Genomic DNA, 21,357 nt, shown 5'->3' on the forward strand with positions numbered 1-21,357 from the left:
TACTTGACGCTATGACGAAGAAGCTGAAGTAGAGCCGGTCGAGCCTGCCGCGGTTGACGTGGCGCTGGAGCCCTGGCCCGTCGCTGAGACCGCGGCTCCTGTCCCGGTGGGCTGAGCCGACGTCGCCGTGCTATCCTTCTTGGCATCGGCCGCTCCGTTGCCGGATTCAGATGAGGAGGGGGGCTTGAGCTTGTCGGAATAATCGGTAATGTACCATCCACTGCCTTTAAACATGATAGCCGGGGGAGAGATAACCTTGCTGACGCTGTTGCCGCAACGGCTGCAGGTCGTGAGCGGGGGATCGCTCACTTTCTGCTGCACTTCAAATCGGTAGTCACAGGTTCCACAGAGATACTCGTAGATCGGCACGGATTGAGCCCTCCTTTCTCCAACCCTTCGGCGAGAACGCGTCAGCTCAACAATGGCAAATTAATAACACAGCCTTCCGCGAAATCAAGGCTGGCGGGGATTTTGGCACAGTGTCGCAAGCCGTCCCGCTCCGAAGCCCGCGGTCAGTCGAGGTGTTGGAGGGCGGTCTCCATGCGGTCTAACCCACGGAGGATGGCATCCATCCCGGTGGCGTAGGACAGGCGGATATGAGCCGAACTGCCGAACGGCTCCCCCGGCACCACCGCAACCTTGGCTTCTTCCAGCAGGTACGTGGCGAGATCCGAGGCGCTGGTGATGGCTCCCCGTTTCCAACGGCGAGTGAAGAGGCGGCTTATGTTGGGGAAAGCGTAGAACGCGCCGGTCGGGATCCGACAACTCACACCCGGCATTTTATTGAGTCGCTCGACCATGACCCGTCGCCGCCGGTCAAATTCCGCGACCATTCGTGCAGTGAACGCGTCATCCAAGCGCAGCGCCGCCACCGCGGCTTTCTGTGAGATCGAGCAGGGGTTAGAGGTGCTTTGGCTCTGGATGTTGGCCATCGCCGTAATCAACGATTTGGGTCCGGCCGCGTACCCGATGCGCCACCCGGTCATGGCGTAGGCTTTGGATACGCCGTTGATAATCACCGTCCGCGCGGCGACGTCCTGGCCCAGTGTTGCGATGCTGCAGTGCCGGACACCGTCATAGACGATCTTGTCGTAAATCTCGTCGGAAATAATCACGAGATCGCGGCGAAGCGCCACCGTCGCGATGCCTTCCAGCGTGGCGCGGTCATAGGTGGCGCCGGTCGGGTTGCAGGGGCTGTTGACGATGATCGCCTTGGTTCTCGGCGTGATATGCCGCTCCAACTCATCCGGGTGAATCGCGTAGCCCTCGTCTTCACGCGTCTCCAGCAGGACCGGCGTCGCATCGTTGAGCAGCAACTGATCCCGGTAGGAAACCCAAAAGGGCGCCGGAATCAGCACTTCGTCGCCGGCTTCGAACAGCGCTTCGGCGAGGTTGTACAACGAATGTTTCGCCCCGCAGGAGACTAGGATCTGCGATGGGTCGTACCGAAGCCCCAATTCCGCCTGAAGCTTCTCGACAATGGTCGTCCGCAGTTCATCGATTCCAGAGGACGGCGTGTATTTCGTAAAGCCGGCACGGATCGCGGCTTCCGCCGCGGCCTTGACCGGTTCCGGAGTGTCGAAATCGGGCTCGCCAGAGGCGAAATCGATCACGTCGATCCCTTGGGCCGCCATGGCCTTGGCGGTGGCGGTGATCGCAAGCGTGGGAGACGGGATGATGCGTCCGGCGCGTGCGGCGAGCTTCATGGTCGAAGGCTCCGTAGTCGCTGATCCAGGCGCTTGGCGACTTCAGGGTGGACGAAGTCGGTCAACGGGCCTCCGTGTTTCGCAACGTCCTTGATGATGGTCGACGTCAAATACGAATATTCTTCACTCGGCATGAGAAAGACGGTTTCCACGGTGTTTTCCAACTTGCGATTGGTCAGCGCCATCTGAAATTCATGTTCGAAGTCTGAGATCGCCCGCAGCCCTCGGATCACCGCGTGGGCCCCGCGGCGTTTGACGTATTCGACCAGTAATCCTTCGAAAGTGGCGACCTCGACCTGCGGCATGTCTTGGGTGACCAAGCGCACCATTTCCAGTCGTTCGGACAGGCTGAACAAAGGATGTTTGCTCGGATTCGGCGCGACGGCCACGATCACATGGTCGAAAATCCGGAGACTGCGGGCAATGATGTCGGTGTGCCCGTGGGTGATCGGGTCGAATGTACCGGGGTAGACCCCCACGTTCATGGGATGCGCCCCACCTCGCCTTGCCTGCGGTAGAGGGTGAGGGACGTGTCGCCGTATCGATAGCTGCGGATCCGTATCAGCGGCCCCAACATCTCCGGCACCGGCGTCTTGGACGCGTGCTCCACGATGGCAATGGCGTCGTCCGCGACCAACCCTTCATCAAGCCAGTTCGCCAACCCGATCAGTTCTTCTTCCGACGCATACGGCGGATCGGCGAAGACCACATCATATGGTCCATTCCATGACGCACGGTGGCGGAGAAACTTCCCGACGCGGCCAGCATGGATCCCCACCCCATGACTCAAGGCGCATCGCGCGAGATTCGCGCGGAGGAGCCGGAGCGCAGCCGGATCGGACTCGACGAACGTCACGCGCCGGGCGCCGCGGCTGAGGGCTTCGATCCCGATCGCGCCTGTCCCCGCATACAAATCCAGGACGGCGGCGTTTGGAATCCAGGCCCCGGCGATCGAAAAGAGCGCTTCTTTCACTTGATCGGATGTGGGACGCAAGTCGGACCGTCGAGGGCCCAACAGCCGGCGTCCCTTCAGGGAGCCAGCGATGACGCGCATGGTTGTGTGTCGGCGACGCGATTCGAGCGGCAGACTGTAACACAGCGTTTTTGAGCGGGTCAAGGCGGGAAGCCACGGCGAAGCGGCGGATGAGTTCGCCGCCCGTCATGGAAGACAGCTGTGGAAGGACAAGAGATGCTTTGACGCCTCTTTGACCACTTGGCTATAATGCACCGCACGTAGCGGTTTCATGCGGGTCACGCGTAGCCGGTCGGAGCAGCGACGGAACTGCACAATCGAACTGGTGATGCGCGAACAGTCAAGCGAGGCGAGGAAATCCTTAGCGGGCCCCGACAGCGTGCGCTTCGCGGGCCGCCAGACTCTTTCTTCGGTTCGTTGAAATGGTACGATCGATGATCGCGCCGCAGTTGATGCATTTCCATGCGTAGAAAATGAGGAAAAAATCAGAAAACCGTTCCAGCATCATCAACCCTTTGCACTTCGGACATTCCATCGCTCCCTCCTGGGTGTCAGCGCTCACTGCTGCGTATAGGCGTAAGCAAGTCCTGAACCGATCCGGAGCGGTTTCTGAGAATATAGGAAATTCAAATGGTTATGATTTTGTTCGACGAAAAGTAAGCCCAAAAGCTGTCTGGGGCTCGGTACAAAAACGTCCATCACGTCGGTTTCTTGACCCGAACAGGGCCGTATGATGGGGAAAAGGCGGGGCAATGGGATCGCCCAATGGCCGGCGATGGAACGTCCGCGCGAGCGGTTGCTGCAAGAAGGTGCGACCGCATTGTCGGACGCGCAGCTACTGGCCATCTTGCTCCGCGTCGGCCGACAGGACGCTTCGGCGGTCCAAGTCGCGATGGACCTGTTGCGCCAGCTCAGGGGGCTGCACGGGTTGGCGCACTGCGGGCTCGATGAGCTCTGCGCGATTCCCGGCGTCGGAAGCGCCAAGGCGGCCCAGATCAAGGCCGCCATCGAGCTGGGACGGCGTGTCCTGGCGGCGCCGCTCTCGACCGGCACGCGCATCCGTTCCAGCACCGATCTGTTCAAACACTACCATCCCCACCTGCGTGATCTCCGGCACGAGATTTTTAAGGTCATTCTGCTTGACGCGAAGAACACGGTGATACGGGAGGAGACGGTGTCGGAAGGCAGCCTGACGCTGAGTATCGTTCATCCACGGGAGGTGTTTACGCTCGCGGTGCGCGAATCCGCGGCGTCCGTTATCTTTCTACACAACCACCCCAGCGGCGATCCTTCGCCCAGCCCGGAGGACCACCAGTTGACCGCCCGGCTGGTCGCGGCGGGAGAGGTGTTGGGGATTCGTGTGCTGGATCACCTGGTGGTCGGCGATGGGCGCTATGTGAGCTTTGCGGACCAAGGGTGGCTGAAGGAGGGTGGCGGCATAGCCTGAATGTGTCGACTCTTGCGGATAGGGGAGGAACCGCGAACCTGCCGAAGTGGTAATCCGAGAGGAGTCGTTCACGACCACATCAGCGGAGGAGGGACATCATGAAAGAATCCCGCGTCGAGTCGGTCAGAAATGTTGCAGTCGTATCGAACACCGGAGCCGGGAAAACCTCCCTGACGGAAGCCCTCCTTTTCGTCGCCGGTGCTATCCCGACGATGGGATCGGTCGCGAACGGGACAACGGCGTCAGATTTTGAACCGGAGGAAATCCATCGGCGAATCTCGGTCAGCACCAGCGTGCTCCATTTCGAATGGAAAGACACGACGGTGAATCTGCTTGATACCCCAGGCGCTCTTAGCTTCCTTGGCGAGACCCAGACAGCGCTGCGCGCGGTCGACGGCGTGGTGCTGGTCATCGGGGCGGCAACCGGGGTTCGGACCGAGTTGCGGCGGCTGTGGCAGAGCGTTCGGGAGCTTCGCCTGCCGTGCCTTTTGTTCGTGAACGAGTTGGACAAGGAGGGGACGTCCTTTCACGCCATCATCGAAGAAAGCGAACGGACTTTGGGCCTGACCGCGTTGCCGATCACGGTCCCGATCGGAGCAGGTCCAGGATTGGAGGGTGTAGTCGACCTCTTGCACGGCACAGCGATCCGGTCGCGAAGCGACAGTCCCAAAGTGCAGACGGGGAGTGTGCCAGCCGATCTGGCCGGTGACGTCGCCGAAGCGCGCAAGAAATTGCTCGAGGGGGTGGCCGAAGTCGATGATCGCTTATTGGAGAAGTACCTGTCGGAGGGCGATCTTGACGCGGGCGAGTTGCTCCAAGGCCTCCGCCACGGGGTGCTTGCGGGCAAGTTCGTGCCGGTGCTCGGCGGCTCCGCCGTGCGGACCGTCGGCGTCGCGCCGCTGTTGGACGCGCTGGGCTTCCTGCTGCCATCGCCGATCGACAGCGCGACGGTGCGACCGTTGGAGGGGACGCATCCCTATACCGGCGAACCGGTTGTGCGTCAGCCTTCGCCGTCCGATCGTTTCTCGGCCTTCGTGTTCAAGACGCTCATCGATCCGTTTCTGGGACGGATGACCTATGCCCGTATTCTGTCGGGAACTCTGACGGCGGACTCAGGATTCTTCAATGCGACCAAAAAGGTCAAGGAAAAGGGCGGACATCTGTTTACGATTTTGGGCAAGAAGTACATCCCCGTGCCATCGGCGGTCGCCGGTGATATCGTCGCAATCGGAAAACTCAAGGATACGCAGACCGGCGACACGCTCTGCGATGAGCACGACCCGATTCTTTATCCGGAACTTCAGTTGGCGCGGCCGGTCATGTCGTTCGCCGTCGAACCCAAGTCCAAAGCGGACGTCGAGAAAGTCAGCCTCGGGCTCCATAAACTCATCGAAGAAGATCCGACGCTGGAGTTCACCCGGAATGCCGAGACGAAGGAAATGGTGCTCAGCGGGATGGGCCAGCTCCATATCGACGTGACCTTCGAAAAGCTTCGGCGCAAATACGGGGTGGAGGTGACGATCCATACACCGAAGGTCCCTTATCGCGAGACCATCAAGACCGTGGCTCAGGCTCAAGGAAAGTACAAAAAGCAAACGGGCGGGCATGGCCAATATGGGGACTGTTGGCTCCAGCTCACACCGCTCCCGCGCGGCAAGGGGTTCGAGTTCGAAAACAAGATCGTGGGCGGCGCGATCCCGCGCAATTTCATCCCTGCCGTCGAGAAAGGGGTAGTGGAGGCCATGCACGAAGGCGTGTTGGCCGGATTTCCGGTCGTGGACGTGCGCGTGACCGTCTACGACGGGTCGTATCACGTGGTGGACTCGTCGGAACTCGCCTTCAAAATCGCCGCATCGATGGGGTTCAAGAAGGCGATGGAAGCCGCGCATCCGGTACTGCTGGAGCCGATGATGAGCGTGGAGGTCAATGCTCCGGAGGATTACGTGGGAGCTGTGATCGGCGACCTGAACTCGCGGCGGGGCCGCATTCTCAACGTGACGGCGAGCGGGGGAATGCAGTCGATCAAAGCCGTCGTGCCGCTGGCCGAGATGCTGAAATACGATCCGGCCCTCAATTCCATTACGGCCGGCCGTGGGACCTACACGATGGAGTTCCTGAATTACGAGGAGGTCCCTCGTGAACTGGCGGCGCGGATCATAGACGAGCACAAGGCCATGAAGCACGCCGTCGCACAGTAACGTTACCGGTCTGAGGGTTTTAAGACGACGTAGAAGGCCCGGCTCTCGCGGAGCACACGTAGCAGAATTGTCTCGCCGCGTTTGATCTTCGCGACGGCAGCGGTGAACTCATTGACGCTGGAGACCTCCGCGCGATTGACCTCCTTGATTAGGTCCCCTTCGCGAAGCCCTTCGGCCTGAGCCAGGCTGCCTGCATCGACCTTGGTGATCAGGACGCCTTTACTATCCTTTAACTTGAATTTTTCGGCCAGCGCGGCCGTCAAATCCTGCACATCGATTCCCAACTTGAGCTCGCTCCGGGACTGCGGCAGCGAGGCGACGATCGCGTGGTCCCGACGCTCGGTCAACGCAACGTCCAAGAGCAGGTGCTTTCCGTCGCGCACAATTTCGATTTTCGCGATCGCGCCGGGAGGCAGCGCCGCGATCAGGCGTGAGAGTTTGTTAGGCGTATCGATCGATGTTCCATCGATCTTGGTGATGATATCGCCCGGCTTGATGCCGGCCGCCGCCGCCGGATCATTCTCAAATACCTCGTTGACAAGGACGCCTTCTCCTTCGCTGACACCAAATTTTTTGGCCAAATCCGCGGTCACCGGCTGGATGCCCACGCCTAGCCACCCGCGCACAACCTTGCCTTTGATCAACAACTGCTGGATCACTTGTTTGGCCATGTTCGCCGGGATCGCGAAGCCGATTCCTTGAGCGAAGTTGATGATGGCGGTGTTGATGCCAATGATCTCTCCACGCAAATTGAAGAGCGGTCCGCCTGAATTGCCCGGATTGATGGAAGCGTCGGTTTGGATGAAATTCTCGTAGCGGGAGAGATTGATATTGTCCCGCCCGACCCCGCTTACCACTCCCAGAGTGACGGTCCGATCCAGCCCGAAGGGATTGCCGACGGCGAGAACCCACTGGCCGACCTTGACGCTGTTGGAATCTCCGAAACGCGCATAGGGTAACGGCCGCTCGCCGGTCACTTTCAGCACGGCCAGGTCCGTATCCGGATCCTTGCCGATGACTTGGGCGATGAGTTTGGTCTTATCGGATAATCGGACTTCCACTTCGTTCGCGTCTCCGACGACGTGATTGTTCGTGACAATATGACCTTCAGGGTCGATGATCACGCCGGACCCAGAACCGGGAGCATTGGGCAGCCGTTCACCGGGGAACTCCTTGGAGCGGCCGGGGCCCTGGACGGGAAAAATGCTGACCACCGACGGCCTGGCTTTTTCGGCCAGTTCGGTGATCACGCTTTGGATTTCTTCCAGGAGGCGAAGACCGCTTGGACCGGGCGAGGGCTCTGCGGCATGCCCCGCACACGGCGAGACGATCGTGAATATCATGAAGGCCCAAAGGACCAGAGGTCGGGTCGTAGAAGAGGCGGTGTTGCGTGTCATGGGATCACCATTCTCAGAAAAGCACAACGGCTCGGAGTTGATCTGCCAAACCGAGGCGGGAACATCACGGTATTGTAACCGATTGCTGACCCGAAAAGCGGGGCAGGATCTTCGCCAGCTCGTCCTGCGGGCCGAGCAGAATGACCACGTCATCCGGTCGAACGGTCAGATGCTCGTTGACAGGCAACAAGAACGGACCCCGCAAGATGGCAGCGATTCTGACGCTGGACGGCAATTCAAACTCCCGGACAGACCGGCCGACCAGCATTGACTCTCCGGCGACCGTGACGCGTTGCATCGTTGCCGAGCGAAGCGCCAAGTCCTGATGGATTCTAACCATATCTTCGTGTGCCGCTTCAAGTTTCAATTCGCGGATTTGGCTATCCAGGCGTGCGAGAAGGTGTTTTAGGTGCCGGACCTGGCGAGCGGAAGCCTCGAGCATTCGTTGGGCCTCGTCAATGTCGAACGGTGGCAGCGCAGAACGACTGTCCATGTGGGTGCTCCTGTTTAGGATGTCGGAAAGGCACTGGCCGAGGTCTTGATAGATCGTTTCGAGCCGATGGGCCATGGAGGCAGCTTGCCAATGCAGGCGAAGAATCTGGACCTTCCGATTGACGCGCTCGGAGATCGCCAAGGTGATTTCCTGCAGGGCTTTGACGGTGATCGTGAGTTCTTTGCGGATGCGGGCGAGAAATTCGAAGGTCATGCGCGGTTCAGTTGGAAGGAAATCGCACCAGATTGTCCGATAAGGAATATTCTGTCAACTCATACCTGTCAGCCGCTGCCCGATCTTCGGCTCGGTTCCATTCCATAACCTAATGAGGTTGTCTCGATGTTTCAACCAAATGAGGCCGCAAAGGATCAACGAAAACCCCACAAACCCCCAACTGCGCTCGAACACGACACCCAAAACCGGTAGAAGCCCGAAGGCGACCAGCGCTCCGACAGATGAATATTTCCACACCGCGACGGTCAGCAGCCAGATCGCCATGGCGGCCAATCCAACGACTGGCGCGCTGCCGATCACCGCTCCCAACGCCGTCGCCACGCCTTTGCCTCCGCGAAACCCCAGGAAAGCCGAAAAGGTATGTCCCACCACCGGACACAAGGCTACCGCCAGCGCGACCGCTTCCGGCTCCACACTCCGGGCGGCAATCCACCCGACCAACCAGCCTTTGCCCAGATCGCCGGCAAGCGTCAGCAGGCCGGCTTTCTTTCCTGCCACACGGAGGACATTCGTAAACCCGATGTTTCGGCTTCCTGCCGTGCGCGGATCCACGGTTCCCAGCCATTTGCACACCACGATGCCGAAGGGAACCGACCCGAGCGCGTATCCTGCTGCTCCCATGCTGACAGCGAGCCACAACTGTTCCATGAAGCAAACGACAAACGGCGCCCGCGTTGGAGGACGTGCTTACAATTCCTTGAGGGTGACTTGGCGCCAAAAGTTGAGCAGGTATTTGGCTCCCGAGACGTAGCCCAACACCAGCGAGACATACAGCGTGACGGTTCCCGCCACATGCAGGTTCCCGAATTGCGCGAAAGCGGTGTCTTCAAGCACCAGAAACACGACCGCCACGACCTGCAACGCCATCTTATACTTGCCCGTCAATTCCGCTGACAGAATCATGCCCTCGGTCGCCGCAATGGCTCGGATCCCGGTCACGGCAACCTCGCGGGCGATGATCAGAATAGTCACCAGCGCGCTTACCCGGTCGCATTGCACCAGCAGGATCAAGGCCGAAAGCACCAACAACTTGTCCGCGATCGGATCCAACAGGCGGCCCAACTTGGTGATCTGCGAACGACGGCGGGCCAGATACCCGTCCAACATGTCCGTGACCGCGGCCACGACAAAAACCACGGCCGCTGCCACCGACCGCGCCGGCGTCGGCGTCACGAAGAGCACCACAAAAACGGGAATCAGCAGAATGCGGGAGACCGTGAGAAAATTCGGCAGATTAATGTTGGTGTCCCACGCGGCGGACTTCGCCAGCCCGATCCCCGCTTGTTTCCACACTTCGCTGACGCGCATACCGATCGCCTACGTCGTGTTCTCGCTCTTTCCGCTCCCGCACCGCATTCGTGACAAGCGTCCTTCGGTCCCGCCGTCGGAAGCGGATCGCCACGTCTCTTATACAATGCCGTGTTTGAGCAGGTCGTGCAGATGAATGACCCCGACAATCTGCCCGGTCACCTCCACCACCACGAGGGAGGTAATGGAGAAGCGCTCCATCAGATGCACCGCCGCGGTCGCCAAATCGTCCGGGGCGATGGTCTTGGGATTGCGACTCGCAAGGTCCCCCGCCGTCACGTTGCCCAGATCTCCGCCGCGCTGGAGAAAGCGCCGCAGGTCGCCATCGGTGATCACGCCCACCAGCCGGCCGTCTCCGTCGACGACCGTGGTCATCCCGAGCTTCTTGGCCGTCATCTCCAGGATGACCTCGTGACCTGACGACTGGAAGCCGACGCGAGGGAGTGCGTCGCCGACATGCATCAGGTCACGCACCTTCACCAACAATCGGCGGCCCAATGTGCCGCCCGGATGGAAGAGGGCAAAGTCTTCTTCCTTGAAGCCGCGCTTCTGAAGCAGCGCGATGGCCAGGGCATCTCCCATGGCCAAGGTCGCGGTCGTGCTGGCGGTGGGCGCCAGGCCCATCGGGCAAGCTTCCTCTTTGACCGACACATCCAGCACCACATCGCTGTTTTTTGCCAAGGTGGACTCGGTGCGACCGGTCAAGGTCACCACGGGAATACCCATCCGCTTCACGAACGGCAGAAGCTGCAGCACTTCCTGCGTTTCCCCGCTATTCGAAATGGCCACCAGGACATCCTTCCGGGCCAGCATGCCGAGGTCACCGTGAATCCCCTCGGCCGGGTGCAGGAAGAACGCGGGGGTTCCCGTACTCGCCAGGGTCGCGGCGATCTTCTGCCCGATCAATCCGGACTTGCCCATGCCGGACACCACCACCTTGCCGGCGCACCGCTCCAGGAGCTCGACGGCTTCCGTAAAGCGATGATCGAGCCGATCGACGAGTGCCCGGATGGCCTCCGCCTCGATTTCCAGGACGCGCTTCCCCTGCTCGATGCTCATGTCCAGTGCCTCAGGCTTTGGAGTCCAGGGCGTCGCAGATACGCAGGATTCGCTCCAGCAACGCTTTCAATTCAGACAGAGGGACCATGTTGGGGCCGTCCGAGAGCGCCGAATCCGGATCAGGATGGACTTCCATGAAGAACCCGTCACAGCCAGCCCCCGCCGCCGCGCAAGCCAACGGCGCGACGAATTCCCGTTGCCCGCCAGACTTCGTGCCTGCTCCCCCGGGCAATTGGACGCTGTGCGTGGCGTCGAACACGACCGGGTACCCGAATCGCCGCATGATCGGCAGCGACCGCATATCGACCACCAGATTGTGGTAGCCGAACGAGGAGCCCCGTTCGGTCAGGAGAATATTACGATTACCGCTGTCTTCGAGCTTCTTGACGACGTTCCCCATCTCCCACGGCGAAAGGAATTGCCCCTTCTTCACGTTCACCGCGCGTCCGGTCCGGGCAGCCGCCACCAGCAGATCCGTTTGCCGGCACAGAAAGGCGGGAATCTGCAGCACATCCACCACGTCGGCTGCCGCCCGCGCTTCCTCGACCGTGTGCACGTCGGTCAGCACGGGGACGCCGACCTGCTCTTTCACCTTGCGCAGGACAGCCAACCCCTCCCGAAGCCCCGGACCGCGAAAGGAGTCGATCGAGCTGCGGTTCGCTTTGTCGTAGGAAGACTTGAAGATGTAGGGCATGCCGCAAGCCCGGGTGATCTCGGCGATCTGCGCGGCGGTTTCCATCGCCAAGCGCTCGCTTTCGATCACGCAGGGTCCGGCGATCAAAAACCGGCGGTGAGCCGCCCCGACTTTAAACGGCCCGAGATCCACTTCGTGCATGGCAGGTGCCCCTCCTCTGTCGACCACAGACCGGTGTGCCGGCGGCGGTCGACGCGGCGTTGCAATTCTCCGCCCCACTCATCCGGCCTAGCGCCCGCATTTCCTCCGCAGCGCGGCCGCCACGAACGCGCTGAAGAGCGGATGAGGATGATGCGGCCGTGAGGTGAATTCTGGATGAAATTGCGTTGCCAGGAACCAGGGGTGGCTGGGCAACTCGACGATCTCGACCAGCCGTTGGTCCGGCGACAGCCCGCTCAACACCAGACCGTGGCGGGTCAGCGCCTCCCGGTAGGCGTTGTTGAATTCATATCGGTGCCGGTGCCGTTCGCGCACCTCCAATACACCGTAAGCCTTGTGCGCGAGGCTGCCTTCGAGGATACGGCAGGGATACGCGCCCAGCCGCATGGTGCCGCCCTTGTCATGGACCGAACGCTGATCGGCCATCAGGCTGATAACCGGATGCGGGGTCTGCGGATCGAATTCCGCACTGTTGGCGCCCGCCAGGCCGGCGACGTGCCTCGCCAGTTCGATCACCGCGCACTGCATGCCCAGGCAGAGACCGAAAAACGGAATGCCGCGCTCCCGCGCATAACGGACCGTCTGAATCTTTCCCTCGATCCCCCGCATCCCGAACCCGCCGGGGATCAAGATCCCATCGGCGTCCCGCAACATCTGCTCGGCACCGACCCGTTCGAGTTCTTCGGACTCGATCCAACGAATGTTGACGCGCGTTTCGTGATCGATGCCTCCGTGGACCAGGGCTTCGGCCAAACTCTTGTAAGACTCCTTGAGTCCGACGTATTTGCCCACCAGGGCGACCAGCACCTCGTGCTTTGGGTACTTGATTTTCTGGACCATGGCATCCCACTGGCGCAAATCCGGAGGGCCGGTCTCCAGGCGCAATTGCCGGACAATCAGTTCGTCGAGCCCCTCCTTGCGGAACACGATCGGCACTTCATAGACCGTTTCGACGTCTTTGGCCGTGATCACTGCGTCCTTCTCGACGTTGCAGAAGAGGGCGATTTTAGCTTTGATATCGGGCGGCAGATAGCGGTCGGTCCGACACAGCAGGATGTTGGGTTGGATGCCGATCTCCCGCAGTTTGTTCACCGAATGCTGAGTCGGTTTCGTCTTCAGCTCGCCCGCCGCGCTGATATAGGGAACCAGTGTCAGGTGCACATACAGGACGTTGTCCCGTCCGACGTCGTACGGCATCTGGCGGATGGCTTCCAAAAACGGCAAGCTCTCGATGTCGCCGACCGTACCACCGATTTCGACGATCGCCACATCCGTCCCTTCTGCCACCCGCCGGATCGACTGCTTGATTTCGTCGGTGATGTGCGGCACGACCTGGACGGTGGCGCCCAGATAATCGCCGCGGCGTTCCTTGGTGATGACGGAATGGTAGATCCGGCCAGTGGTGTAGTTGTTTTCCCGGGAGAGGGTCAGCGAGGTGTAGCGTTCGTAATGTCCCAGGTCCAGATCCGTCTCGGCCCCGTCGTCCGTGACGTACACCTCCCCGTGTTGGTAGGGGTTCATCGTGCCGGGATCGACGTTGATATAGGGGTCGAGCTTTAGGAACGTGATCTTCAGGCCCCGGCTTTCCAGCAAATTGCCGATGGACGCGGAAGCCAGGCCTTTGCCCAGGGACGACACCACGCCGCCGGTCACGAAGATGAACTTACTCACGACTTCCGCCTCGTCAGGATCGGTCTCCGCACCGCGCCGCCTCGCCGTGTCGCAACATGGTTTCGGCCTTGAGCAAGTCTTCCGGCGTATCGATCCGCAGGGACGGGTGCTGTGTTTCCCAGACGCGGATGCGGATGCCGTGCTCCAGCGCACGGAGTTGTTCGAGTTTCTCGGCGTCTTCCATGAGTCCGGTCGGCAACTCGGCCAACTTGAGGAGCGTTCGGCGGGTATAAATGTAAAGGCCGAGATGCATGTAATGCAACCCGCGTGCGGGTTGCCCGTCCGTCTCGTCCCGCACGTGCGGGATCGGCGCGCGGGAAAAGTAGAGCGCGTCACCGCCCGCGTCCGTGACCACCTTCACGACGGTGGGATTGCGGAGGTCGTCGGCGGACTCCAGTTGACGCTTGAGCGTGCCCATTTCCGCCCCGCTCGCAAGAAACGGTTCGACGAGATCTGCGAGCAGATCGGAATGCAGCGGGATCTCATCGCCTTGGAGGTCGACGAAATACTCGCCCGTCCGCTGACGCGCCACTGCCGCCACCCGATCGGTTCCGGTTCGGAACGGATCTTTGGCCATGACGACCAGCCCGCCGAACGCTTCGACCGTTTCACGAATCCGGTCGTCGTCAGTCGCCACGATCACCTCGTCGACGGCCCGGCAGGTCCGCGCCCGCTCGTACACGTGTTGGATCACGGGCTTTCCCAGGAGCCGGGCCAACGGCTTGCCGGGAAATCGGGACGAGCCGAAACGGGCGGGAATGACGACCGTCACCGATCCGGCCGGTCTACGCATGGTTCAATGCGTCCGAGAGTTGCTGAGGCGTCACCGTCGCCGTGCCGACCATGCCGACGACGATTCCGGCCGCGTAATTGGCTAGGGTCGCCGCCTCGCGCATGGACGCACCGGTCGATAGGGCCAAGGCCAAGGTCCCGACGACGGTATCGCCTGCACCGGTGACATCGTACACCTGACGCGCGCGGGTGGGAATGTGCCACCGGGCGCCGTCGGCCTCGTACAAGGTCATGCCCCGCTCCCCGCGGGTGATCAAAACCGACTGGCATCCCAGACGTTGCTGGATCATCATGCCGGCTTCGTCGATGGTCTGATCATCCTCGCCGTGCACACCTGCGGCCTGCGTGGCTTCCAGGTGATTGGGGGTGATGACCGTCACGCCCTTGTAGTAGCCGAAATGTTCGACCTTGGGATCGACGATGATCGGAATGCGGTGACGTGTGGCCAACTGGGTCAGTTCGGCCATCAAGAAGGCGGTGACGACGCCTTTGGCGTAGTCTGAAACGACCAAACAGGACAATTCCCGCAGCCGCGACTCGACATACCGGACGATACGCCGTTGGAGAGTGGCCTTCAGTTCCGTGCGCTGTTCGACATCATAGCGGACCACCTGCTGATTGTGGGCGATGACCCGACTTTTGCGGGTTGTCGGCCGGTCGGCGTCAATGATGACCCCGCCCCGCCCTGGCCGGCGCAAGCTGAGCTCCTTGAGCAGGAGCCGACCGCTCTCGTCCGCACCGATGACCCCGCACAGATCCGCTTGACCGCCGAGCGACAGGATATTGTTGTAGACGTTCGCCGCCCCGCCGAGTTTCAACGATTCGGATTCGACATGGACCACGGGAACCGGGGCTTCGGGAGAAATCCGGTTGACACGGCCCCAGATATAGTGGTCCAGGATCAGATCTCCGACGACCAACACGCTGGCCTGGGGGAAACGTTGGATACGCCGTTGCAGTGTGCGCAAGGTGCCGGATTCGCCCAACGGGGGTCTCGGGACCTCGCCAGCGCCAGCGGATCGGCGTGCGCCGCTCATCGAACGGCCTGGCCGAGACGCTCCCATCGCACCCACTCCGTCCACTTGCCTTGTCCGCTCCACGACCAGTAAATCCGGAAGGCTTTCCCCCGGATTTTGTCCGCGCGCACGAATCCCCAGAACCGACTGTCGAGACTCTGGTCGCGGTTGTCCCCCATCACGAAATAGGAATCTTCAGGGACCGTGACCGGACCGAAGTTGTCGCGCGGGTTGACCGCACTGTCGATCACCCCCGGATCCACCCGTTGGGTATAGGCCTTGTCGTCGAGCGGCGTGCCGTTGACGTAGACGACCTTGTTGCGGATCTGGATCGTATCCCCGGGCAGACCGATGATCCGTTTAATGAAATCCTTGTCTTCGTCCTCTGGGTAGCGGAACACGATGATGTCACCGCGCTGCGGCTGGCCGAAGCGGATCAGCGTATACGAGGAATAGCAGGTAATCGGAGGAAAGCTCAGGTGCACTTTGCAATTCGTCGGCCACTGGAGGCCGTACGCCAATTTGCTGACCAAAATGTGATCGCCGATCAACAGAGTCGGAATCATCGAGCCGGACGGAATCTTGAAGGCCTGGACGACGAACACGCGGATCGCGAACGCCAGAAGCATGGCGACGACGATCGCCTCCGCATATTCGCGGAAGACGGATTTTCGACTCTGAATCGGTTCGCTGGCAGCCGCAACCGCTTCCTTTTCCAAAAGCGGCTTGGAAATCGGGGGTTGGGGTGCGATCTCGGTGCGGGACGAGGAGGTGTCCTCCATGCCCGGGCGATTAGGATCTCTGCTCATTCGTCGGTCACCTTCAGCAGGGCGAGAAACGCTTCCTGCGGCACTTCGACCCGGCCCACCTGTTTCATTCGCTTTTTGCCTTCTTTCTGTTTTTCCCACAGCTTCCGTTTGCGGGTAATGTCGCCGCCGTAGCACTTCGCCGTGACGTTTTTCTTCAGAGCGCCTATCGTTTCCCGCGCGATGACCTTGTTGCCGATCGCCGCCTGAATGGCAATCTCGAACATCTGCTTCGGAATCAGCTCTTTCATTTTCTCAACCATCTGCCGACCCCGATGATAGGCTCGCTCGCGATGGGTGATGAACGACAGGGCGTCGACCGGCTCGCCGTTGAGCAGAATGTCCAGCTTCACGAGATCCGATTCCCGGTAACCGATCAGCTCATAATCCAACGAAGCGTAGCCTTGAGTCCTCGATTTCAGCCGATCGTAGAAATCCAAGATGACCTCGTTGAGGGGCAATTCGTATGTGAGCATGACGCGGGTCGGGTCGAGGTACTGAAGGCTTTGCTGGATGCCGCGCCGTTCCTGGCACAGTTGAAGGAGGTTCCCGACATACCGTTCCGGCGTGATGATCGTCGCCAGGATGAACGGCTCCTCGAACAGTTCGATCGCATGGGGAGGCGGCAGTTTGGCGGGGTTGTCGATTTCCAGCACTTCGCCCTTGGTCGTCAGGACGCGATATACCACCGTCGGCGCGGTGGTGATCAACGAAAGTCCATACTCCCGTTCCAACCGTTCCTGGATGATTTCCATGTGCAGGAGCCCGAGGAATCCGCAGCGGAATCCGAATCCCAGCGCCAGCGACGTTTCCGGTTCATAGACGAACGAGGAATCGTTCAAGCGCAGCTTCTGCAGCGCGTCGCGCAGGTCCTCGTACTTCGCCGTGTCGGTGGAATACAGACCGCAGAAGACCAGTGGCTTGACCTCCTTGTACCCGGGAAACGGAGAGTCAGTGGGGCGAACCGCGTCGGTGATCGTGTCGCCGATCTTGACGTCCGCCACTCCCTTCATGTTGGCGCAGAGATAGCCGACTTCGCCCGTCTGGAGCTGCGCGGTCTTAGTCCGCTTCGGCGTGAATTGCCCGACTTCGGCCACCTCGAAAATCCGATCATTGGACATGACCTTGATCTTCATGCCGGGCCGGACTGACCCGTCGATGATGCGGATCAACACGATGACCCCTTGGTAGTTGTCGAACCATGAGTCGAAGATCAGCGCCTTGAGCGGCTTGTCCGGTGAACCGGAAGGCGGCGGAACCCTGGCGACGACGGCTTCCAACACGTCCGCCACCCCCCTCCCCTCTTTCGCGCTGACCAGCAGGGCATCGGCGGCTTCAAGCCCGAGGACTTCCTGGATCTGCTGCTTCGTGACCTCGATGTCGGCGCTCGGAAGATCGATCTTGTTGATGACCGGAATGATAACCAGGTTGTTCGCCATGGCCAGGTGTACGTTGGCGATCGTCTGCGCCTGCACGCCCTGACTGGCGTCCACCAGTAGCAAGGCGCCCTCACAGGCCGCCAGGCTGCGCGAGACCTCGTAGGTGAAGTCGACGTGCCCTGGCGTATCGATCAGATGGAGGGTGTACGTCCGCCCGTCTTTCGCCTGATACCGGATGGCGACCGCATGGGCCTTGATCGTGATCCCGCGCTCACGTTCAAGGTCCATCGCGTCGAGGATCTGTTCTCGGAACTCACGGGCGGTGATGGCACCCGTGGCTTCTAGGAACCGGTCAGCGAGGGTGGATTTGCCGTGATCAATGTGCGCGATAATGGAGAAATTCCGGATGAGATTTTGCAAATCCCGGCTCATGCATTACGGAATCGGCTCATTATATTGCCTCGCTCCCGGGTTGTCAAAGAGAACACCGGCTCACTATAATCCGCACGTCTTTCCGACGTTCGACATGCACGACGCGGTTGCAACGCTCTCTCGATAATCCATGGAATCGCGGACGTTCCGCTCCGACTCTGATCGACTGGCTGCATGGGATCGGAAGTATCTCTGGCACCCCTTCACCCAGATGCGGGAATGGGAGCAGGAGATGCCGGTGATCATCGAGCGCGGCAAGGGGCCTTACCTCGTCGACATCCAGGGGCGTCGCTATTTGGACGGGGTGTCCTCCATCTGGGTCAACGTCCATGGACATCGCCACCCGCTCTTGGATCGGGCGATCCGCGATCAACTCGGACGAATCGCGCACAGCACGCTGTTGGGTCTCAGCCATCCTCCCGCCATTAGACTCGCACGGGAATTGGTGGGCCTGGCCCCGCGCGGCTTGACCCGCGTCTTCTATTCGGATGACGGATCCACGGCCGTAGAGATCGCCTTGAAGATGGCGGTGCAGTACTGGCAGCAACGGTGTCCCCGCCTCGGGCCGAAGAACACTTTCCTGCATCTGACGCTGGCCTATCACGGCGACACGGTAGGAGCCATGAGCGTCGGCCAAATCGACACGTTCCACAAACGGTTTGCGCCGCTGCTTTTTCCCACATTGGCCGCTGACGCGCCATACTGCTATCGATGCCCGCTGAAACTGGCCTATCCATCCTGCGGGATGGCCTGCCTCGACCCCGTCGAACACATGCTCAAAGCGCGACACCGTGACCTCGCCGGCTTCATCATCGAGCCGCTCGTGCAGGCGGCAGCCGGGATGATCACGGCGCCGCCCGGCTATCTCAAACGTGTCCGCGAGCTGTGTACGAAATATGGCGTGCTCTTGATCGCCGACGAAGTCGCCACAGGCTTCGGCCGCACAGGCACGATGTTCGCTTGCGAACAGGAAGGCGTCACGCCGGACCTGATGACGATCAGCAAAGGCTTGACCGGCGGCTACTTGCCGCTGGCGGCGACGTTAGCGACGGAGGAGATCTATCGGGCGTTCTTAGGCCGGTACGAGGACTGGAAGGCGTTCTTTCACGGGCACAGCTATACCGGCAATCCGCTCGGCTGCGCCGTGGCCCTGGCGAACCTGGACGTCTTTCGCCAGGAACGGACATTGACGCGCCTGCGCCCGAAAATCGAAGCGCTGAGGCGATGGCTGCGTCCTCTGGGGGAATTGCCCCAGGTCGGAGACATCCGCCAATGTGGGTTCATGGTGGGCATCGAACTGGTCAAGGACCGGGTGACGAAGGAGCCCTACTCACCCGCGCTGCGGGTCGGCCATCGGGTCGCATTGGAAGCTCGTCGGCGCGGACTGCTGATCCGCCCGCTGGGGAACGTGGTCGTGTTGATGCCGCCGCTCTCAACTCCTCGCGCCGCGCTGGCCCGGATGGTGTCGATCATCGATGCTTCGATCCGGACGGTGGGAGAGGCGGTCCGCACGAGTCAATCAGGAAGGCGATCGACTCGGGGATAGGGGCATGGTGACGAGCGATTTTCTGGTAATTGGCGGCGGAATTATCGGCTTAAGTATCGCGCGGGAACTGCGCCGGCGCTTTGCCGATGCCCGGATCGTCGTGGTCGAGAAAGAAGCGTGGTGCGGGGCGCACGCCAGCGGTCGCAACAGCGGCGTGCTCCATGCCGGATTTTACTATTCCCCCGACAGCCTCAAGGCGAAATTCACCAGGTTGGGCAACGAACAACTGACGGCTTACTGTGAGGACAAGAAGCTGCCGCTCAACAAGTGCGGCAAGCTCGTGGTGGCTAAACATGAAGGCGAACTAGCGTCGCTGGACGAGCTGCTCCGTCGGGGCCGTGCGAACGGGATTGCACTAGAGGAGGTGACCGAACAGGAGGCCAAGGCGATCGAGCCGCGGGTCAAGACTTATCGACGGGCGCTGTTCTCTCCCCGGACCGCGACCGTCGATCCCCTATCGGTGGTGAACGCTGTGCAAGCGGACGCACTGGCGGAAGGGATCCGGATTCATCACGGCACGACGTACGAGGGCCGGAACAACCATCAGGTGCGCACCAACCGGGAGACCTATGAGGCCGGATATGTGGTCAACGCTGCAGGACTCTACGCCGATAAGATCGCGCAGGACTTTGGCTTTTCCGAACGCTACAGGATTCTGCCGTTCAAAGGCTTGTATCTGTATTCGAACGAACCGCCCGGAGCGATTCGGACCAATATTTATCCGGTGCCGGATTTGCGGAATCCGTTCTTGGGGGTGCATTTCACGGTGACGGTCTCCGGTCGAGTCAAGATCGGACCGACCGCGATCCCGGCTCTTTGGCGGGAACAGTATCGAGGGTTGAACAATTTTCGACCAGGCGAATTGATCGAGGTCGTGGGACAAGGGCTCGGGCTGTTACTCCACTCCCGCTTCGACTTCGCACGGCTGGCGCTGAGCGAGATGGCGAAGTATTCCCGCTCGCGGATGGTCGCCCTGGCGAGCGAGTTGGTCAATGGCGTCGAGCTGCGCCAGTTTCAGCAATGGGGAGAGCCGGGTATTCGCGCGCAACTGTTGGATATCCGCGAAAAACGTCTAGAAATGGATTTTATCGTGGAAGGCGATCATCGTTCTATCCACGTCTTGAACGCCGTATCTCCCGCCTTTACCTGCGCGATCCCGTTTTCTGGCTATGTGTGCGATCGGATTCGTGCACTGACCGGTTGAAGGCTACTGCCGATGGAATGGGGTCAGAACACGTCGATCCGCTCGCCTCGTCCCACCTTCAGGCGTTCCGCGGCGCTGGCTTCTTTGAGGAAGATTTCGAGTTGCCCGTTGCTGTTGATGAGCGCCCGCGGCTGGTCGGGCAATCCTTCGCTGTAACTGCCGACCAAGCCCTCGATGGTGATGCCGCCGATCCGGATGATCGGATCGCGCTTGGCCACCCCCCGGACTTCTTTGACGTGCGCGGACGACACATTGGAGATCAAGTTGCCGAATCGGTCGACATAGACGATCTGACCGGTCATGACTTGTTGATCCCAGACCGGCTCGGCGATCGGAAGCCTGACGTAATCGCGAATCAGCCGACCGAACGAACCGATGGCCATGCCCTTGGTCAGCCACGCCGCAGCCGGGGCGAAGAGGTCGCGGCCGTCGAACGTCGCGCCTTCTGACTCCAGCCGGTACTGCCGGTTCTCGATCTGCCGCACTTCGACGTTCGTCTCTTCCTGATAGATGTAGCTCAACAATCCGTTGTCCGGGGCAATGAAAAAGTAGCGCGAGCTGCTGACCAGCAACGGCCGCCGGCGGCTGCCGACGCCGGGATCGACCACGGCGACGTGCACGGTCCCCTCAGGGAAGTACCGGTAACAGGACTTCAACAGATAGGCCGCTTCGTCGATTTGATGGGGCGTGATCTGATGGGACAGATCGACGATCCGGGCGAGCGGGTTGATCCCGAGAATGACCCCTTTCAGGCTGGCCACGAAGTAGTCGCGGTCGCCGAAATCGGTCAGCAGCGTGATGAGGGAAATGGCGGCCGGCATGACGTGTCACGCGTTACAGGAG

The 21,357-nt window shown here is 60.8% G+C and carries 21 protein-coding genes; 4 read left to right on the forward strand and 17 right to left on the reverse strand.

The annotated features are described in order from the left end of the window. Positions 1 to 9: 9 nt before the first annotated feature. The 5 genes from ACWHTU_RS09685 to ACWHTU_RS09705 form a co-directional block, all read right to left on the reverse strand. Entirely contained in the window at positions 10 to 369 is a 360-nt protein-coding gene (locus ACWHTU_RS09685; protein WP_447859132.1) for an FmdB family zinc ribbon protein, read from the reverse strand. 143 nt (positions 370 to 512) lie between these two features. Next, entirely contained in the window at positions 513 to 1,706 is a 1,194-nt protein-coding gene (locus ACWHTU_RS09690; RefSeq protein ID WP_447859133.1) for a pyridoxal phosphate-dependent aminotransferase, read from the reverse strand. Continuing rightward, entirely contained in the window at positions 1,703 to 2,191 is a 489-nt protein-coding gene (gene coaD / locus ACWHTU_RS09695) for a pantetheine-phosphate adenylyltransferase (RefSeq protein WP_447859134.1), read from the reverse strand. The genes ACWHTU_RS09690 and coaD overlap by 4 nt, the downstream gene beginning before the upstream one ends. Then, complete coding sequence (rsmD, locus tag ACWHTU_RS09700) at positions 2,188 to 2,823, reverse strand: 16S rRNA (guanine(966)-N(2))-methyltransferase RsmD (protein WP_447859135.1); 636 nt, start codon at positions 2,821 to 2,823, stop codon at positions 2,188 to 2,190. Before rsmD ends, coaD begins: the two co-directional genes overlap by 4 nt. Before the next feature lie 217 nt (positions 2,824 to 3,040). Then, entirely contained in the window at positions 3,041 to 3,214 is a 174-nt protein-coding gene (locus ACWHTU_RS09705) for a hypothetical protein (protein ID WP_447859136.1), read from the reverse strand. A gap of 195 nt (positions 3,215 to 3,409) precedes the next feature. Here ACWHTU_RS09705 and radC point away from each other — a divergent pair, with 195 nt between their 5' ends. Together radC and fusA are read left to right on the forward strand one after the other, a co-directional pair. Continuing rightward, entirely contained in the window at positions 3,410 to 4,126 is a 717-nt protein-coding gene (radC, locus tag ACWHTU_RS09710) for a RadC family protein (RefSeq protein ID WP_447859137.1), read from the forward strand. A 98-nt stretch (positions 4,127 to 4,224) separates the two neighbouring features. Continuing rightward, on the forward strand, positions 4,225 to 6,324 hold the full coding sequence (gene fusA / locus ACWHTU_RS09715; RefSeq protein ID WP_447859138.1) for an elongation factor G: 2,100 nt from the start codon (positions 4,225 to 4,227) through the stop codon (positions 6,322 to 6,324). Positions 6,325 to 6,326: 2 nt separating this feature from the next. Here fusA and ACWHTU_RS09720 read toward each other — a convergent pair whose 3' ends face one another. The 11 genes from ACWHTU_RS09720 to lepA all read right to left on the reverse strand — a co-directional run bounded on the left by ACWHTU_RS09720 (position 6,327) and on the right by lepA (position 17,764). Continuing rightward, positions 6,327 to 7,574, reverse strand: coding sequence for a Do family serine endopeptidase (locus ACWHTU_RS09720; protein WP_447859139.1), 1,248 nt, complete (start codon positions 7,572 to 7,574; stop codon positions 6,327 to 6,329). 211 nt (positions 7,575 to 7,785) lie between these two features. Continuing rightward, positions 7,786 to 8,427, reverse strand: a complete 642-nt coding sequence (locus ACWHTU_RS09725; RefSeq protein WP_447859140.1) for a TrkA C-terminal domain-containing protein — start codon at positions 8,425 to 8,427, stop codon at positions 7,786 to 7,788. Between the two features lie 54 nt (positions 8,428 to 8,481). Then, positions 8,482 to 9,096 carry a glycerol-3-phosphate 1-O-acyltransferase PlsY gene (gene plsY, locus ACWHTU_RS09730; protein ID WP_447859141.1) on the reverse strand — a complete coding sequence of 205 codons (615 nt, stop codon included), beginning with the start codon at positions 9,094 to 9,096 and terminating at the stop codon, positions 8,482 to 8,484. 39 nt (positions 9,097 to 9,135) lie between these two features. Beyond that, positions 9,136 to 9,756, reverse strand: a complete 621-nt coding sequence (gene pgsA, locus ACWHTU_RS09735) for a CDP-diacylglycerol--glycerol-3-phosphate 3-phosphatidyltransferase (protein WP_447859142.1) — start codon at positions 9,754 to 9,756, stop codon at positions 9,136 to 9,138. A 99-nt stretch (positions 9,757 to 9,855) separates the two neighbouring features. Continuing rightward, positions 9,856 to 10,815, reverse strand: coding sequence for a KpsF/GutQ family sugar-phosphate isomerase (locus ACWHTU_RS09740; protein ID WP_447859143.1), 960 nt, complete (start codon positions 10,813 to 10,815; stop codon positions 9,856 to 9,858). Between the two features lie 10 nt (positions 10,816 to 10,825). Next, positions 10,826 to 11,650, reverse strand: coding sequence for a 3-deoxy-8-phosphooctulonate synthase (gene kdsA / locus ACWHTU_RS09745; RefSeq protein ID WP_447859144.1), 825 nt, complete (start codon positions 11,648 to 11,650; stop codon positions 10,826 to 10,828). Between the two features lie 87 nt (positions 11,651 to 11,737). After that, a complete protein-coding gene (locus tag ACWHTU_RS09750; RefSeq protein WP_447859146.1) occupies positions 11,738 to 13,339 on the reverse strand; it encodes a CTP synthase in 1,602 nt (533 codons plus the stop codon). A 13-nt stretch (positions 13,340 to 13,352) separates the two neighbouring features. Further along, positions 13,353 to 14,132, reverse strand: coding sequence for a 3-deoxy-manno-octulosonate cytidylyltransferase (kdsB, locus tag ACWHTU_RS09755; protein ID WP_447859147.1), 780 nt, complete (start codon positions 14,130 to 14,132; stop codon positions 13,353 to 13,355). Beyond that, positions 14,125 to 15,195, reverse strand: coding sequence for a D-glycero-beta-D-manno-heptose-7-phosphate kinase (gene rfaE1, locus ACWHTU_RS09760; protein WP_447859149.1), 1,071 nt, complete (start codon positions 15,193 to 15,195; stop codon positions 14,125 to 14,127). Before rfaE1 ends, kdsB begins: the two co-directional genes overlap by 8 nt. After that, complete coding sequence (lepB, locus tag ACWHTU_RS09765) at positions 15,165 to 15,956, reverse strand: signal peptidase I (RefSeq protein WP_447859150.1); 792 nt, start codon at positions 15,954 to 15,956, stop codon at positions 15,165 to 15,167. Before lepB ends, rfaE1 begins: the two co-directional genes overlap by 31 nt. Further along, the gene (lepA, locus tag ACWHTU_RS09770) at positions 15,953 to 17,764 is read right to left on the reverse strand and encodes a translation elongation factor 4 (RefSeq protein ID WP_447859152.1); all 1,812 of its coding nucleotides are present in this window, start codon (positions 17,762 to 17,764) and stop codon (positions 15,953 to 15,955) included. Before lepA ends, lepB begins: the two co-directional genes overlap by 4 nt. Before the next feature lie 130 nt (positions 17,765 to 17,894). Here lepA and bioA point away from each other — a divergent pair, with 130 nt between their 5' ends. Both bioA and lhgO read left to right on the forward strand, forming a co-directional pair. Continuing rightward, positions 17,895 to 19,310: an adenosylmethionine--8-amino-7-oxononanoate transaminase gene (gene bioA / locus ACWHTU_RS09775; protein WP_447859153.1), complete on the forward strand. Its 1,416-nt coding sequence runs from the start codon at positions 17,895 to 17,897 to the stop codon at positions 19,308 to 19,310. A gap of 4 nt (positions 19,311 to 19,314) precedes the next feature. Next, a complete protein-coding gene (lhgO, locus tag ACWHTU_RS09780; RefSeq protein ID WP_447859154.1) occupies positions 19,315 to 20,514 on the forward strand; it encodes an L-2-hydroxyglutarate oxidase in 1,200 nt (399 codons plus the stop codon). Between the two features lie 23 nt (positions 20,515 to 20,537). Here lhgO and ACWHTU_RS09785 read toward each other — a convergent pair whose 3' ends face one another. Continuing rightward, a complete protein-coding gene (locus ACWHTU_RS09785) occupies positions 20,538 to 21,335 on the reverse strand; it encodes an SAM hydrolase/SAM-dependent halogenase family protein (RefSeq protein WP_447859155.1) in 798 nt (265 codons plus the stop codon). Between the last annotated feature and the right edge of the window lie 22 nt (positions 21,336 to 21,357).

Source organism: Nitrospira calida (assembly GCF_976986435.1).

What these genes read in the sequence shown, in the direction of transcription:
- ACWHTU_RS09690 (WP_447859133.1), bottom strand. Translation starts at nt 1,706, where the DNA reads ATGAAGCTCGCCGCACGCGCCGGACGCATCATCCCGTCTCCCACGCTT.
- coaD (WP_447859134.1), bottom strand. Translation starts at nt 2,191, where the DNA reads ATGAACGTGGGGGTCTACCCCGGTACATTCGACCCGATCACCCACGGG.
- ACWHTU_RS09705 (WP_447859136.1), bottom strand. Translation starts at nt 3,214, where the DNA reads ATGGAATGTCCGAAGTGCAAAGGGTTGATGATGCTGGAACGGTTTTCT.
- radC (WP_447859137.1), top strand. Translation starts at nt 3,410, where the DNA reads ATGATGGGGAAAAGGCGGGGCAATGGGATCGCCCAATGGCCGGCGATG.
- fusA (WP_447859138.1), top strand. Translation starts at nt 4,225, where the DNA reads ATGAAAGAATCCCGCGTCGAGTCGGTCAGAAATGTTGCAGTCGTATCG.
- ACWHTU_RS09725 (WP_447859140.1), bottom strand. Translation starts at nt 8,427, where the DNA reads ATGACCTTCGAATTTCTCGCCCGCATCCGCAAAGAACTCACGATCACC.
- plsY (WP_447859141.1), bottom strand. Translation starts at nt 9,096, where the DNA reads ATGGAACAGTTGTGGCTCGCTGTCAGCATGGGAGCAGCAGGATACGCG.
- pgsA (WP_447859142.1), bottom strand. Translation starts at nt 9,756, where the DNA reads ATGCGCGTCAGCGAAGTGTGGAAACAAGCGGGGATCGGGCTGGCGAAG.
- ACWHTU_RS09740 (WP_447859143.1), bottom strand. Translation starts at nt 10,815, where the DNA reads ATGAGCATCGAGCAGGGGAAGCGCGTCCTGGAAATCGAGGCGGAGGCC.
- kdsA (WP_447859144.1), bottom strand. Translation starts at nt 11,650, where the DNA reads ATGCACGAAGTGGATCTCGGGCCGTTTAAAGTCGGGGCGGCTCACCGC.
- kdsB (WP_447859147.1), bottom strand. Translation starts at nt 14,132, where the DNA reads ATGCGTAGACCGGCCGGATCGGTGACGGTCGTCATTCCCGCCCGTTTC.
- rfaE1 (WP_447859149.1), bottom strand. Translation starts at nt 15,195, where the DNA reads ATGGGAGCGTCTCGGCCAGGCCGTTCGATGAGCGGCGCACGCCGATCC.
- lepB (WP_447859150.1), bottom strand. Translation starts at nt 15,956, where the DNA reads ATGAGCAGAGATCCTAATCGCCCGGGCATGGAGGACACCTCCTCGTCC.
- lepA (WP_447859152.1), bottom strand. Translation starts at nt 17,764, where the DNA reads ATGAGCCGGGATTTGCAAAATCTCATCCGGAATTTCTCCATTATCGCG.
- bioA (WP_447859153.1), top strand. Translation starts at nt 17,895, where the DNA reads ATGGAATCGCGGACGTTCCGCTCCGACTCTGATCGACTGGCTGCATGG.
- lhgO (WP_447859154.1), top strand. Translation starts at nt 19,315, where the DNA reads ATGGTGACGAGCGATTTTCTGGTAATTGGCGGCGGAATTATCGGCTTA.
- ACWHTU_RS09785 (WP_447859155.1), bottom strand. Translation starts at nt 21,335, where the DNA reads ATGCCGGCCGCCATTTCCCTCATCACGCTGCTGACCGATTTCGGCGAC.